Below are 13,713 nucleotides of genomic sequence, written 5' to 3'. Positions count from 1 at the left end.
GGCGGTCGGGAGGCGGGCGCCGGGAAGCGGCCGGGAGGCGGGCGGTCGGCGGCGGCGGCGGCCGGGAGGCTAGCGGTCGGCGGCGGCCGGGAGACCGGACGTGTCCGGGAAGCCGGAGGTCGGCGGCGGGCGCCGGGAGGTCGGCGGGGGTCGGGAGGTCGGTGGGGGTCGGGAGGTCGGTGGTGTCCCGGAACCTCCGCGAACCCGGCACCGACCCGGGAGACCGGCGACGGCCGGGAAGCGGGCGGTCGGCGGCCGGAAGTGTCCAGGAAGCCGGAGGTCGGCGGGGGTCGGGAGGTCGGTGGTGTTGCGGAGAGTCCGTGGACCCGGTATCGGCCCGGGAAACCAGCGGCGGCCCGCGGGCGTCCCCTGTGGGTATGGGGCAGCGGGTGCAGGCGGCCGTCGGATGTCTGAGTGCGGTCCTCGGGGCGGGGGCGGGTCTCGCGGTGTGGTCGGTCGACGTCCGCTCCCGGCTCTGGCGCTTCGAGCAGGCCCCCGACCTGAGCGTCCTCTACCTGGAACTGCCGCTCGCGCTGCTGGCCGGAACGGCGGCGGGACTGGTCCTGTGGGCGGTGGTCAGCCGCCTCACCGGGCGCCGTTGAGGCGGATCACAAGGTGACGCTCAGTCCTTCCAGGCCCCGGATCACGAAGTTCGGCTTGCGCTTCGGCTCCTCCGCGAGCGCCAGCGTCGGGGCCTTCTCCAGCAGGGCCGTCATCGAGGCGGCCAGTTCGATCCGGGCCAGCGGCGCGCCGATGCAGTAGTGGATGCCGGCGGAGAACGAGATGTGCGGGTTCTCCGCCCGGGTGAGGTCCAGCCGCTCGGGGTGCGCGAACACCGCCGGGTCGTGGTTGGCGGAGCCGAAGAGCAGGGCGACCTCGGCGCCCCGGGGGATCGTCGTCCCGTCGACCTCGATGTCGTCCAGCACCCACCGCTCGAAGAGCTGGAGCGGGGTGTCGTACCGCATGAGCTCCTCGACGGCGGCGGGGACGAGCGTGTGGTCGGCGCGGAGCGCGGCGAGCTGCCCGGGGTTGCGGAAGAGAGCCGACCAGCCGTTGACCGTGGCGTTCACGGTCGCCTCGTGCCCGGCGTTGAGCAGCAGCACCGCGGTGGAGATCATCTCCTGCTCGGTGAGCCGGTCGCCCTCGTCGTGCGCGGCGATCAGCCCGGAGATGAGGTCGTCGCCCGGTTCCTTGCGGCGGGCCGCGATCAGCTCACGCAGATAGGCGGAGAACTCGACGGAGGCCCGTACCGCCCGCGCGGCGGTGTCCTCGGACGGGTTCAGCTCGTACATCCCGCAGATGTCCGCCGACCAGGGCCGCAGCGGCGCACGGTCGGCCTCCGGTATCCCGAGCATCTCGGCGATCACGGCCACGGGCAGCGGTTCGGCGACCTCGCTCAGCAGATCGCCCCCGCCCGACTCCACCAGCCGGTCCACCAGCTCCCCCGCGAGCCGGGTGACGTACGGCTTGAGCTGCTCGACCGTGCGCGGGGTGAACGCCTTCGACACCAGCCGCCGGATCCTGGTGTGGTCCGGCGGTTCCAGGTCCAGCATCCCGTGGTCGTTCAGCGTGTGGAACGGCTCGTGCTCGGCCGGGGGTGCCGTCCGCCCGAAGTCCTCGTGGGTGAACCGGTGCTGATACGTCCGCCCCAGCCGCCGGTCCCGCAGCAGCGCCGACACGTCCGCGTGATGCGGGACGAGCCACTGGTCGGTCGGCGCGTAGTGGATCACCCGCCCCCGCTCCCGCAGCTCGGCGTAGGCGGGGTAGGGGTCGGCGAGGAACGCCGGGTCCCACGGGTCGAAACGAAGGTCGTCAGCTGCTGCCATGCACGGACGCTAACCGCTGATCGACCCGCTGACCAGGGGTTGCCGCGCGGCCGGGGTGGGGAGGCGGTGGTCAGTCGACCGAGAGGAAGTGACCGAAGTGACCACCATGCCGATGTCCGTCGTCCGGCTCGCCCGCTACACCCCGGCGGACCGGGACGAGATCACCGGGGGTGTCGCCGACCCGTTCGGGACCGGGGCGACGGGTCTGACGTGGCGGGACAAGGACGTGCACTTCGGGGTGCGGCACGACGGCCGGCTCGTGGCGCACGCCGGGCTGGTGGAGACGTCGGTGTCGGCCGGGGGCGGTGCCCCGGTCCGGGTGGCCGGCCTCGGTGGTGTCGTCGTGGCGCCCGAGGTCCGGGGACAGGGGCTGGCCCGGCTGGTGGTGACGGCCGCGACGGAGCACGCCCGCGGCACCGGCGCGGAGTTCGGGCTGCTCTTCTGCCGGCCGAGCCTCGTCCCCGTCTACGAGCGTCTCGGCTGGCGGGTGTCGGCCGGTGGGACGCGGGTCGAGCAGCCGGGAGGTGCCGTCGACATGCCGTTGCGCACGATGTGGACCCCGCTGGTCGAGGACGCGACCTGGCCGTCCGGGTCCGTGCGGCTGCTGTCCCTGCCGATGTGAGGTCAGCGGGCGGGTGGCTGGGCCACCGACGGGCCACCGCGGTGGGGCGTGGGGACGTGGTGGGCCGCGGGGGTGGGCAGGGCGTCCAGGCAGGCCCGGGAACAGGCGTCGACCAGGAGGGGCAGGACGTCCGTGGCGACGCCGAGGGAGATCCAGACCTGTTCGTGGCCCGTCGGGGGCAGCGGGCCGGCGCAGACACCGCACGCCTGGGCCGGCAGGGCCGGTGTGTGCAGGGCGGGGAACGGCATGCGGTTCTTGAAGTTGCCGTACAGCGCGCGTGTGCTGACCGTGCTGGCGCGCAGCTTCCGGCAGCGGGTCAGTTCGTACGGGAACCAGTGCAGCCGGTAGGAGGTGTACGGGGTGAACTCCTCCAGGCTCTCCATGGCGCCGATCTCCGGCGGGATCCGGACGAGGTTGCTGCCGTAGAGCATCAGATGCCGTACGGCCGTGAGCTGGGCGATGGTCGGCGGGAGGGTGACGATCTGCTGCCGGTGCTCGAAGGGGAGTCCGCGCAGCGGTGCGAACTCCTCGCGCCCGTCGGCGGCCGCCTCCTCGACCAGGTCGAGCAGTCGCAGCCAGCCCGGCGCCGAGGTGTCCTGCTGTTCGGTGTGGATCCGGGTCCCGGCCGGCGGCGGTACGTCCGTCCGCGGCCACGCGCACCCGCACCACTGCCGCGCCCGCTCTTCCCCGCCCTCGGTCATGGCGCACAACCTACCCAGCGGCGGGCGTCCGGACCATGCGTGGAACCGGGCCGGAATGACGGGGGGATCCGGCCCGGTGGTCACGCGGGAGAGGTCACCGGTGGTGCGGCGACGTCAGGTAGTGCTGCCTGAGGAGCTCCCTCCCGTAGTCGTTGCCGTTGGGGGTACGGATGATCGAGTGGACGTGCTTCTGGGTGGCGCCGCTGCCCTGGGTCGCGCCGTACGCGCCGGCCAGCGGGCCGGGGGCCTGGCAGTCGACCTCGATCCAGACGACCGGGCTGTGGACGCGCACGTAGAAGGCGTCGTCGTCGCCGGTGCCGCCGGCCCAGGTGACATAGGTGTCGTCGAGGTGCCCCCGGATCTCCGCCATGCGCACCTTCGCGGCGTCGGCCTTGGCGCGGCCCACGAACGCCTCGGCGATCCCGAGGAGCTTCTTCTTCTGGGCGGCGGTCAGGGCGTTGCCCCGGATGCCGGTGTACGCCTGGACGGTGTTGTCGGAGAACGCCCCCGCCTTCATCGACTCGTTGGACTTGGTCGTCGACTCGATCGCCACGGCCTGCTGGGCGGTGGTGAGGGAGTTGATGAACGCGAGGCCGGCGACGACCTCCTCGTGGCACACCGTCACCGTCTCGCCGTCGATCTCCATCGAGGTCGGCTCCGAGCCCCAGAAGCAGGGGCTCATGACGACCTGGTCGCCGAGCACGAAGTAGTTGATCACCAGGTGGTGGCCGTCGAACTGGAAGCCCCAGGGCTCGCTGTCCGAGGGGGTGCCCATCACGGTCCAGTAGTAGGCGTCCTCGTTGAAGGAGTTCGTGTTGCCGATCGCCTCGCCGGCCGCCTGGTTGATCTTCCGGATCTTCTCCGTCGTCTCCAGGCCGTCCGCGCTCAGGGCGGCCTTCAGCAGGGCCGTGCCCAGGGCCTTCTGGTCGTCGCTCAGATCGGCGAGGGAGACGCCCTGGCGCTCGTAGGAGTCGACGTTGCTCCACAGCCGCCACTCGGTGGAGTGCACCGTGAACTGCGTCGAGGTCTTCTGGGTGTCGGTGAGACCGGCCAGGAAGGCGTTCGCCGCGGAGATCACCGGGGCGGTGGCCACCTTGGTGGAGTGGATCGTGAACAGGTCGTCGATCCGGTTCCCGTCGGTGGTCAGACCGAAGAACTCCTCGGTGATCGACATGTTGCCCGGACCGCCGGTACCGCCGCCCGGGCCGCCGCTGGGCGCTCCGCTCGGGGCGGCGGAGGCGTCGGCGGTCGGCGTCGCGTCGTCCGCCATCGCCGCCCAGGCGCCCGCGCCGGCCATGGTCGCGACGGCCGTGGCGCCGGACGCGAAGAACACCTTGCGCATGAAGTTGCGGCGGCTCGCGTGAGCACGGCCGCCGGTTTCGGACTGCGGCTCGCGGGCCGTCGGCTCACCGGTGTCGAGCTCGGTCATCGTCCCTGATCCCCTTGTTCATATGCCCGCCCCCACTGGACCGGCCGCCTGCCGAAGACTCTGGAGCAGCCAACTTAGGCAGGCCTTAAGCACCGGGGACAAGCCCGCCGAAAGGGACCCGCGGGAGGCCGCGGGACAGGCTCTGACCTGGGGTTCTGTGAGAGTCCTTAGACTCCTTCAGACACCCTCAGGCTCCCTCAGGCTCCGAGCGGGAGCGTCACCGAGAACTCCGTGCACCCCGGCTCGCTCACCACCTCGACCCGGCCGCCGTGCGCCTCGGTGATCGCCGCGGCGATGGCCAGACCCAGCCCGGAACCGCCCTGCGCACCGGCCGCCCGGGAGCGCGAGGCGTCGGCGCGGGTGAAGCGCTCGAAGACGGTGGGGAGCAGCTCGGGCGGGATGCCGGGGCCGTCGTCCCGGACGCGGATGACACAGTGCGGCCCCTCGGCCTCCCCCGTCTCCGTCGCCTCCACGATCACCGTGATCCTCGTCCCCGCCGGTGTGTGGATCCGGGCGTTGGCCAGCAGGTTGGCGATCACCTGGTGCAGCCGGGACGGGTCGGCGACGACCGTCACCGGGGTGTCCAGGCGCAGCGCGAGCTGCCAGTCGTGGTCGCCGCCCGCGGCCTGCGCGTCCCACACCGCCTCGGCCACCAGCGTCGCGATGTTCACCTCGGCCCGCCGCAGGGGCCGCCCCTCGTCGAGCCGGGCGAGCAGCAGCAGATCCTCGACGAGGTCGGTCATCCGCGCCGACTGCGCCGAGACCCGGTGCCAGGCGAGCTCCGGCTCGATGGTCGTGCTGCCGCCGTTCATGAACTCGGCGTAGCCCGCGATCGAGGCGAGCGGGGTGCGCAGTTCATGGCTGGCGTCGGTGAGGAACCGGCGCATCCGCTGCTCGGTGGCCTGGCGTTCGGCCAGCGAGGCCTCGACATGGTCGATCAGCCGGTTGAGCACGGCGCCCACCTGGCCGGCCTCGGTGCCGGGGTCGGTGTCCCGGGCGGCGACCCGGGCCAGGTCCGTGACCTCCCCGCGGTTCAGCGGCACCCGGGCCACCTCGGCGGCGGTGGCCGCGACCCGGCCGAGCGGACGCAGCTGGCGCCGGATGACCACCGCGCAGGCGCAGGCCGCGGCCGTCAGACCGACCCCCGTGATCACCGACTCGAGCACCATCAGCCGGTCGATCACCTGCTGGATCCCGTCCATCGGGAGCCCGGCCAGCACGGGGACCCCGTCGCCGCCGATCGCGGTCACCCGGTAGGTGCCCAGGCCGGGGACCGTGCGGGTGTGCAGCGAACCGTCGGGGGTGATCCCGTTCAGCGCGGCCCGCTGGGCGGCGCCGAGCACCTGCTGACGGCCGTCCTCGGTCACCACCTCGGCGGCGTTGACCTTCCCGTCGGCGAACCGCGCCGCCAGGGTGCCGGTGGGCTGCCCGCGTTCGTTGAGGAACCCCAGGTCCGTCGCCCCTCCGGTCCGGCGCTGCAAGCCGCCCTGGCTGCGCTCCGCCGCGTTCGTGACCCGCTGGTCCAGGTCCCCCAGCAGATACACGCGCTGCACGTACACCGTGGTGAGCGCCATCGCCGCGCACACCACCGCCAGCGTCACGGACACGAACAGCACCAGCCGGACCCTCAGCGAACGCCACCCCGGACGGGCCCCGGAGCCCGCCCCGCGCCGGAAGAACCTCATGCCCCGTCGTCCGCGGCCCGGATCGCGTACCCGACCCCGCGGACCGTGCGGATCATCGGGACCCGCCCCTTGTCGATCTTCGCCCGCAGGCCGTGGATGTAGACCTCGACCAGGTTCCCCTCGCCGTCGAACGACGCGTTCCACACATGGTCCAGGATCTGCGCCTTGCTCAGCACCTGGTGCGGATGGCTCATGAGGAACCGCAGCAGGTCGAACTCCTTGGTCGTCAGCGCGATCGGCGTCCCGCCGCGCTGCACCTCCCGGGTCCGCTCGGCCAGCACGAGGTCCCCCAGGGTCCGCACCGACCCGTCGGCCGCCTCCTCGGGCAGCCCGGCCCGGCGCAGCAGCCCGCGCACCCGCAGCATGACCTCCTCCAGCGAGAACGGCTTGGTGATGTAGTCGTCCGCGCCGGACGACAGTCCGTCCAGCCGGTGCTCCAGTGCGTCGCGGGCGGTGAGCATCAGCACCGGAAGCCGCGGGTTCTCGCTCCTGAGCCGGCGCAGCACCTGGATCCCGTCCAGGTCCGGCAGCATCCCGTCCAGGACGACGACGTGCGGGGCGCAGTCCCGTGCCAGCCGCAGCGCGCCACGTCCGTCGCCCGCCGCGAAGGGCCGCCAGCCCGCCTCGGTCACGGCCGCGGACAGCAGCTCGGTGAGCTCGGGCTCGTCGTCGACGATCAGTACCCGCACCGCGCCGCCACGCGTCTCGGAAGCGCCGGACATGCGTTGCCCTTCTCTCGCTCTCGGTCGGTCGGTCGAGCACCGGAAACCGGGGTCATGGTAGCCAGCGGACCCGGGTCAGCCCGGTGTCACCAGTCTCGCCTCGTACGCGAACACCGCCGCCTGGGTCCGGTCCCGCAGCCCCAGCTTGACCAGGATCCGGCTCACATGGGTCTTGATGGTGGACTCGGCGACCACCAGCCGGCCCGCTATCTCGACGTTGGACAGGCCCTGCGCGATCAGCACCAGGACCTCCGTCTCCCGCTCGGTCAGATCACCGTAGGCGGCCTGGGCGCCGCGGGGCAGCACGAGGCTGGTCGACAGCTTCGAGAACTCGGTGATCAGACGCCTGGTGACGGAGGGGGCGAGCAGCGCCTCGCCGGCCGCCACCACCCGGACCCCGTCCGCGAGCTGGCGGGCCGAGGCGTCCTTGAGGAGGAAGCCGGAGGCCCCCGCGCGCAGCGCCTGGTACACGTACTCGTCGAGGTCGAAGGTGGTCAGCACCAGGACCTTCGCCGCCTCGTCCGCCGCCACGATCTCCCGGGTCGCGTCGATGCCGTTCAGCTCGGGCATCCGGATGTCCATCAGGACCACGTCGGGGGACAGCTCACGGACCCGGTCCACCGCCTCACGGCCGTTGACCGCCTCGCCGACGACCTCGATGTCCGGCATCGCGTTCAGCAGGACCGAGAAGCCCTCGCGCACCATCATCTGGTCGTCGGCTATCAGAACCCTGATCGTCATGCGCCACTCTCGCTCGCGGCCGGTACGGGCAGGAACACCGTCACCTCGTAGCCCCCGGCCGGGGTGGGCTCCGCGGTCATCTCGCCGTTCAGCATGCTCACCCGCTCACGCATCCCCGTGATGCCGTGCCCGGCGCCGGGCGAGGGCTTCACCAGCGCGGGGTTGGGCGGCGGGTCGTTGACCACGCGCAGCCCCAGCCCGCCGAGCACATAGCCGATCTCCACCCGGGCGCTCGCCCCGGGGGCGTGCCGCAGGGTGTTGCTCAGGGCCTCCTGGGCGATGCGGTACGCCGACAGCTCGACGCCCTGCGGGAGTTCCCGGGCCGCGCCCGTGACCACCTTCTCGACGTCCAGGCCGGTCTCCCGCACATTGGCGAGGAGCGCGTCCAGGTCGGCGAGGGTGGGCTGGGGGGCGTCCGGCGCCTCGTAGTCCTCGGCGCGGACCACGCCCAGCACCCGGCGCAGCTCGGTGAGGGCCGCCACCGCGTTCTCCCGGATCGTGACGAAGGCCTTCTCCAGCTCCTCCGGCGGGTTCTCCACCCGGTAGGGGGCGGCCTCCGCCTGGATGGCGACCACCGACATGTGGTGGGCGACCACGTCGTGCAGCTCGCGGGCGATCGTCGTGCGCTCCTCCAGGAGGGTGCGCCGGGAGCGCTCGTGGGCGGTCACGGTCTGCTGGGCCGTCACCTCCTGCTCGGCCTGCCGGCGTATGTGCCGGACCGTGACGCCGAGCAGGACCAGCGCGGAGGTGACCATCATGGGCCCGACGTTCGTGGCGTAGTGGCTCCAGCCGAAGACGGTCTCGGCGATGAAGCCGTAGGCGGCCGTGAACACCCACATCCAGGCGGCCGTGCGCGGGCGGGTACGGATCGCCACCACCGTGAGCACGCCCAGGTGGGAGATGAAACTGGGCGGCAGCCAGGGCCAGTTGCCGTAGGTCTCGCCGAGCAGGGCGACCGCCGTGGTCGAGGCGAGCGACGCCCAGAACGCGGCGGCCGGCCGGACCAGCGTCAGCAGCACCGGCACCAGGACCAGCAGTCCGCTCAGCACGGACACCGAGTCGCCTCCGGCGGGCATCACGGAGGCCAGCACCGCCACCGCGCCGGCCGCCCCGACCAGGATGTGCCGCGAGTAGGTCGCGTACTCCCGTCTGCGGCCCCGCAGCCCCTTCGTGAAGCGGCCCGTGGGCTCCTTCGGGGGCAGCGGGCGGTAGGCCAGCGCGTCGTCGAACAGGTCCTTCTTCATCCCACGCAGAGCGTCCATGGCCGCCCGGACCTCCGGGCTCTTCGGCTGATAGGCGCCGTACGGGTCGTCCTGGGGCGGCAGATGGGTCTGCGTCGTCTCGGTCACGGTCAAAACGGTAGGCGGGCAAGGGGGTCGCGGTCGTCACCATGGAGAGGGGTTCCGGCGGATCCCCCTCAAGTACTACGGGTCAGTACCCGGAGGGCCGGACCAGCCCCGACTCGTACGCGAACACCGCCGCCTGGGTGCGGTCCCGCAGGCCCAGTTTGACCAGGATGCGGCCCACGTGCGTCTTCACGGTCTGCTCGGCGACGACGAGTTCCCGTGCGATCTCCGCGTTGGACAGGCCCTGCGCGATCAGGGCGAGCACCTCCGTCTCGCGCTCGGTGAGATCGCCGACGCGCTCCTTCTGCGGAGGGCGCGGGGTGCTGTTCAGCCGGGAGAACTCGGCGATCAGCTTGCGGGTGATGCCGGGGGCGAGCAGGGCGTCGCCGGCCGCCACGACCCGGACGGCCTCCGCGAGCTGGTCCGCCGAGGCGTCCTTCAGCAGGAAGCCGGACGCCCCGGCGGACAGGGCCTCGTACACGTACTCGTCGAGGTCGAAGGTGGTGAGCACCAGCACCTTGACGGCGGGGTGCGCGAGGGTGATGTGGCGGGTGGCGTCGACGCCGCCGAGCCCCGGCATCCGGATGTCCATCAGGACGACGTCCGGGAGGAGTTCGGCGACCAGGGCGATGGCGTCCAGGCCGTTCACCGCCTGCCCGATCACCTCGATGCCGGGGTGGGCGTTGAGCAGCACGGTGAAGCCCTGCCGCACCATCTGCTGGTCGTCGGCGATCAGTACACGGATGGTGTCACCGCTCGTCATCGTTCCTCCTTCTCTGCTGGGGGCGGGTCGTCCGGGAAGACGAGTTCCAGGTCCTCCGGGGTCCCGGGGTCGGGGTCGGAGAGGGCGACGCCGTCCCTCGGGAGGAACGCCAGGACGGAGAACCCGCCGTGCAGGGTCGGGTGGGCCACGACATGGCCGCCGAGCATCGCCGCCCGCTCCCGCATGCCGAGCAGGCCGTGCCCCGCGCCCGGCGAGGGCCGGACGGGACCGCTCGGGCGGCCGTTGATGACCTCCAGGGACAGGCCCCGGGACTGGTGGACGACCCGGACCAGGACCTGGGAACCCGGCGCATGCCGCAGGGCGTTGCTCAGCGCCTCCTGGACTATCCGGTACGCCGACAGCTGCACGCCCGGCGAGTAGGCGGGCGGCTCACCCTTGACGGTGGCGGCGACGTCCAGCCCGGCCGCCCGGGTGTTCTCCAGGAGGGCGTCGAGACGGTCGAGCGTGGGCTGCGGGGTGTCCGGGGCGCTGCCGGTGCCGGCCGCGCCGAGGCCGTAGGGGTCCTCGGGGTTCTCCGAGCGCAGCACGCCGAGCACCCGGCGCAGTTCGGTGAGCGCCTCCAGCGCGTTCTGCCGGATGCCGGCGAGGTTCTCCCTGAGTTCCTCGGAGGGGTTCTCCACCAGGTGAGGGGCGACCTGGGCCTGGATGGAGATGACCGACATGTGGTGGGCGACCACGTCGTGCAGCTCGCGCGCGATGCGGTTGCGCTCCTCCAGGAGGGTGCGGCGGGCGCGTTCCTCGGCGGTGATGCCGGCCTGCTCGACGAGCTGGGTGCGGGCCACCCGGCGGCCGCGCAGGGCGGTGCCGACGAGGACGACGGCGGCGAACAGGATCACCGCGAGCACCCCGGTCGGTGTGTAGCTCACGCCGCCCAGCACCCCTTGGACCAGGTAGGTGGCGAGTGCCGTCAGGGCCAGCACCTCGACGGCGATCCGGGTGGGCAGCCGCAGCGCGAGCAGCAACAGCACCAGGCAGTGCGCGATCAGCCCGGGCGGGCCCCAGGGCCAGCTGGGGAGATCCGGCGCCGAGTCGGGAAGGGGCTCACCCAACGGCCATTGAGCTGCGCGGGGGTTGAGGTCGGCGAGCATCACGCTCCGGGCGCCCACCGCGGCCACCACCGTGACCGTCAGGGACAGCCACCACGCCGGTACCGGCCGCCACAGCGCCAGCACCACCGCCGCTCCCTGCAGCAGCGCGCACACCGTGCCGTACTGCACACCGAGCTGGTAGCCGTCGATCATCTGGTCGAAGTTGGCGACCGTGGTGCCGAACGCGACCAGGCAGACCAGGCCGTGCGGCAGCCAGCGCAGCCAGACGGAGGGCGGGAGCGGGTCCGCTCTGGCCGTCCACAGGTCGTCGCGCAGCGTCCGCGCACCGCGGACCGCCCAGTTCTGCACCCCGGTCAGCACCCTCTCCACCCCGTTCGTCCGCACCACCCTAGACACGATGGGCCTCGCGCAGGCCCGAAGCCTCCGGCGGCCCTCCGGCCCGCACCACACGCGTCCGCCCGCCCCCGCGGCGGGCCGTGGCGGACTCGAAGCCGTGGAACGCCGCCCAGCACACCCCCAGCACCAGGGCGAACACCGGCAGCCACAGCAGCCGGTCCGCGACCCACTCCAGCCCGTCGGGCCGGGTGTGCAGACCGGGGAGGCGGCCGGCCGGGAGGGCCGTCGCGGTGGTCGCCATCATCGCCGTCTGGTGCCACAGGAACACCGTCATCGCGGAGAGGTTGACCAGTGCCACCGCCGCCCAGGCCACCGGCCGCCGCAGGGCGCGGCGCAGCCGCTCGCGCAGCAGCAGGGCCAGTCCGCACTGGGCGAGGCCGAAGGTGACGGCGGCCAGGGTCGGCGGGTCGAGGTTGGAGACCGCCGCGCCGGGCACCCCCACCATCGACGCCGGGTAGCCCGCGAAGGCCACCAGGACCGCCGTCGCCGCGGCACCCCCGAGGAGCAGGGTCCAGCCCGCGCGCGGGCGCTCCAGCTCGCCCCGGGACCAGGCCGCGCCGAGGGTGTACGGCACCAGCCAGCCGGCCGCCAGGTTCACCCAGCCGAGCCAGGCCGGGCCGCCCAGGCCGAACCGCACCAGGTCCACGTGGAGGACGACCGCCAGCGGCCACAGCGGACTGAGCCGGGTCAGCAGCGGGGTCGCGGCCGTGAGCGCGGCGAACACCAGCAGGAACCACAGCGGGGACAGCGCCAGCTTCACCACGGTGTGCACGGTGACGAAGGAGGCGCCGCCCAGCAGCAGGCCCGCCGTGGTCACCGCCCACACCGCCAGCACCGCCGTGACCGGCAGGAACAGCCGGGACAGCCGCGCCCGCAGCCAGGTGCCGTACGCCGTGCCGCGGGCGCGGGCCGAGGCGAGGCCCCGGGTCGCGACATGGCCGCCCACCATGAAGAACACCGCGAGCGTCTGGAACGCCCAGGAGACGGGCGCCAGCCAGGGCATGGTGCCGAGCGGGCTCGCCGCGCGCAGGGTGTCGCCGTCGGCGACGAGGGCGGTCACCAGCCAGTGGCCGAGGACCACCCCGAGGATGGCCAGGGCCCGCAGGGCGTCCACGGCACGGTCGCGGTGCGGGGGTGTGCCGTCATGGATCCGGGCAGCGGCGCGCCGTACGCCCGAGGTCGCGCGGATGTCAGACACGGGTCACCTCCGTCGTCTCGCCGAGCACGATCCGGGCGAGGTTGGCCAGACAGGCCGAGCCCGGGGAGAAGTAGTCGCTGTGGCCGCCGTCGCCGGCGCGGAACACCCGGGCGCCGAAGGCCGGGGAGACCGGGTCGGTGCCGAAGCCGACCGTCGTGCCGAACAGGTCGGCCCTGACGTGGGGCACGTGCGCCACCCAGTCGTCGGCGCCCCGGGCCGCCCAGACGCGCGCCCGGGTGTGGAGGCCGGCCGCGGTGTCCGCGCCGGTGCCGGGGCTGCCGAGCAGGACGATGTCGTCCACGTCCAGGTGGGCGGCGGAGCGGCCGCACACGACCGAGCCGTACGAGTGGCACAGGAGGGAGACCTGGGCGCCCGGGCCGGTGACGGCGCGCAACTCGCGCAGGAACTCCCCGAGCCGCGGGGCGGCTTCCTCGGCGCGGGTCGGGGTGAGCACCGTCGTGCCGACCGTGGCCGGGGTGGTGTAGCCGAGCCAGGCCACCACCGCCGTACGGCTGCCGCCGGGCTCGTGGGAGAGCCGCTCGTGCAGGGCCGAGGCGCCCGCGCGGAAGCGGCCGTAGGTGTCCAGCGAGGTGTCGGAGCCCGGGACGAGGACCGCGACCCGGTCGGCGTGGGCGAGATCCCCGAACACCTCCGTGGCCCGGCCCTCGCCCCGGCCGTCGAAGGCGAGCAGCTTGCGCGAGGGGGCGGCCATCTCCCGGTCGGCCGCCGCGCGGTGGCTGTCGCCGTGGGCCGCGGCCGTCCGGGACGCCAGGGCGGCGTTGGCCCGGTTCGCGGCGTAGGCCTCGTCGAGCGTCGCCGCCGTCAGCGGGGCGAGGTGCGCGGGAGCGGGCGCGGGGACGGCGGGCCGGGCCGCCGCGGTGAGCGGCACGACCACGGCGGCGGTGACCAGCACGGCCGGCAGCACCCTCAGCCGACGCCGCCCCCGCGCGCCCCTCACTTCACGGTCGCGCCCCGCGCCCGCTGCGCGGCCCCGCCCGACCACCTCCTCGCGGACGCGCCCGACACCCTCGTCAGGCCCCTGCCCGCCTACCGCTTCCTGGTCCCGCCCGGCCTGCTCCGCACGGCCCCGCCCCGCACCGTCCGTGTTCCGTCGCCCCCACCCGCGCATGCCCGATGCCCGCCCCTCCGCGCCGGTTCGCCCGTCATCGGGCCTGCCAGGCTTGGAAGTTACGGATCGCGGCGCGTCGTCCGCG

Annotated in this window: 13 protein-coding genes; 2 read left to right on the top strand and 11 right to left on the bottom strand. The window is 73.5% G+C overall.

Translation table 11 applies throughout. The features are described from left to right. The first annotated feature begins 377 nt into the window (after positions 1 to 377). Positions 378 to 602, top strand: coding sequence for a hypothetical protein (locus ACYQ8Q_RS25135; protein ID WP_460068005.1), 225 nt, complete (start codon positions 378 to 380; stop codon positions 600 to 602). 6 nt (positions 603 to 608) lie between these two features. Here the strand turns inward: ACYQ8Q_RS25135 and ACYQ8Q_RS25130 are convergent, their stop codons facing one another. Beyond that, on the bottom strand, positions 609 to 1,826 hold the full coding sequence (locus ACYQ8Q_RS25130; RefSeq protein WP_460068004.1) for a cytochrome P450: 1,218 nt from the start codon (positions 1,824 to 1,826) through the stop codon (positions 609 to 611). A gap of 106 nt (positions 1,827 to 1,932) precedes the next feature. Between ACYQ8Q_RS25130 and ACYQ8Q_RS25125 the strand changes: the two genes are divergently transcribed. Further along, the gene (locus tag ACYQ8Q_RS25125) at positions 1,933 to 2,448 is read left to right on the top strand and encodes a GNAT family N-acetyltransferase (protein WP_460073476.1); all 516 of its coding nucleotides are present in this window, start codon (positions 1,933 to 1,935) and stop codon (positions 2,446 to 2,448) included. Positions 2,449 to 2,450: 2 nt separating this feature from the next. Here the strand turns inward: ACYQ8Q_RS25125 and ACYQ8Q_RS25120 are convergent, their stop codons facing one another. The 10 genes from ACYQ8Q_RS25120 to ACYQ8Q_RS25075 form a co-directional block, all read right to left on the bottom strand. Beyond that, on the bottom strand, positions 2,451 to 3,149 hold the full coding sequence (locus ACYQ8Q_RS25120; protein WP_460068003.1) for a leucine-rich repeat domain-containing protein: 699 nt from the start codon (positions 3,147 to 3,149) through the stop codon (positions 2,451 to 2,453). 94 nt (positions 3,150 to 3,243) lie between these two features. After that, positions 3,244 to 4,578: a DUF3500 domain-containing protein gene (locus tag ACYQ8Q_RS25115; RefSeq protein ID WP_460068002.1), complete on the bottom strand. Its 1,335-nt coding sequence runs from the start codon at positions 4,576 to 4,578 to the stop codon at positions 3,244 to 3,246. A gap of 197 nt (positions 4,579 to 4,775) precedes the next feature. After that, positions 4,776 to 6,263, bottom strand: coding sequence for a sensor histidine kinase (locus tag ACYQ8Q_RS25110; RefSeq protein ID WP_460068000.1), 1,488 nt, complete (start codon positions 6,261 to 6,263; stop codon positions 4,776 to 4,778). Further along, complete coding sequence (locus ACYQ8Q_RS25105) at positions 6,260 to 6,985, bottom strand: response regulator transcription factor (RefSeq protein ID WP_460067998.1); 726 nt, start codon at positions 6,983 to 6,985, stop codon at positions 6,260 to 6,262. The genes ACYQ8Q_RS25110 and ACYQ8Q_RS25105 overlap by 4 nt, the downstream gene beginning before the upstream one ends. A 75-nt stretch (positions 6,986 to 7,060) precedes the next feature. Next, positions 7,061 to 7,726, bottom strand: coding sequence for a response regulator (locus ACYQ8Q_RS25100; RefSeq protein WP_460067997.1), 666 nt, complete (start codon positions 7,724 to 7,726; stop codon positions 7,061 to 7,063). Next, entirely contained in the window at positions 7,723 to 9,075 is a 1,353-nt protein-coding gene (locus ACYQ8Q_RS25095; RefSeq protein WP_460067996.1) for a sensor histidine kinase, read from the bottom strand. The genes ACYQ8Q_RS25100 and ACYQ8Q_RS25095 overlap by 4 nt, the downstream gene beginning before the upstream one ends. 82 nt (positions 9,076 to 9,157) lie before the next feature. Beyond that, complete coding sequence (locus ACYQ8Q_RS25090; protein WP_460067995.1) at positions 9,158 to 9,835, bottom strand: response regulator; 678 nt, start codon at positions 9,833 to 9,835, stop codon at positions 9,158 to 9,160. Beyond that, the gene (locus ACYQ8Q_RS25085) at positions 9,832 to 11,292 is read right to left on the bottom strand and encodes a sensor histidine kinase (protein WP_460067994.1); all 1,461 of its coding nucleotides are present in this window, start codon (positions 11,290 to 11,292) and stop codon (positions 9,832 to 9,834) included. The genes ACYQ8Q_RS25090 and ACYQ8Q_RS25085 overlap by 4 nt, the downstream gene beginning before the upstream one ends. A gap of 1 nt (position 11,293) precedes the next feature. After that, positions 11,294 to 12,499, bottom strand: coding sequence for an acyltransferase family protein (locus ACYQ8Q_RS25080; RefSeq protein WP_460067993.1), 1,206 nt, complete (start codon positions 12,497 to 12,499; stop codon positions 11,294 to 11,296). Next, positions 12,492 to 13,457 (bottom strand): alpha/beta hydrolase, encoded by a 966-nt coding sequence (locus ACYQ8Q_RS25075; protein ID WP_460067992.1) that lies wholly within the window; start codon positions 13,455 to 13,457, stop codon positions 12,492 to 12,494. The genes ACYQ8Q_RS25080 and ACYQ8Q_RS25075 overlap by 8 nt, the downstream gene beginning before the upstream one ends. Positions 13,458 to 13,713: the final 256 nt, after the last annotated feature.

Source organism: Streptomyces sp. YKOK-I1, assembly GCF_054660435.1.
The sequence above is the reverse complement of the archived record's forward strand: the minus strand, read 5'-3'. Positions and strand labels throughout refer to the sequence as shown.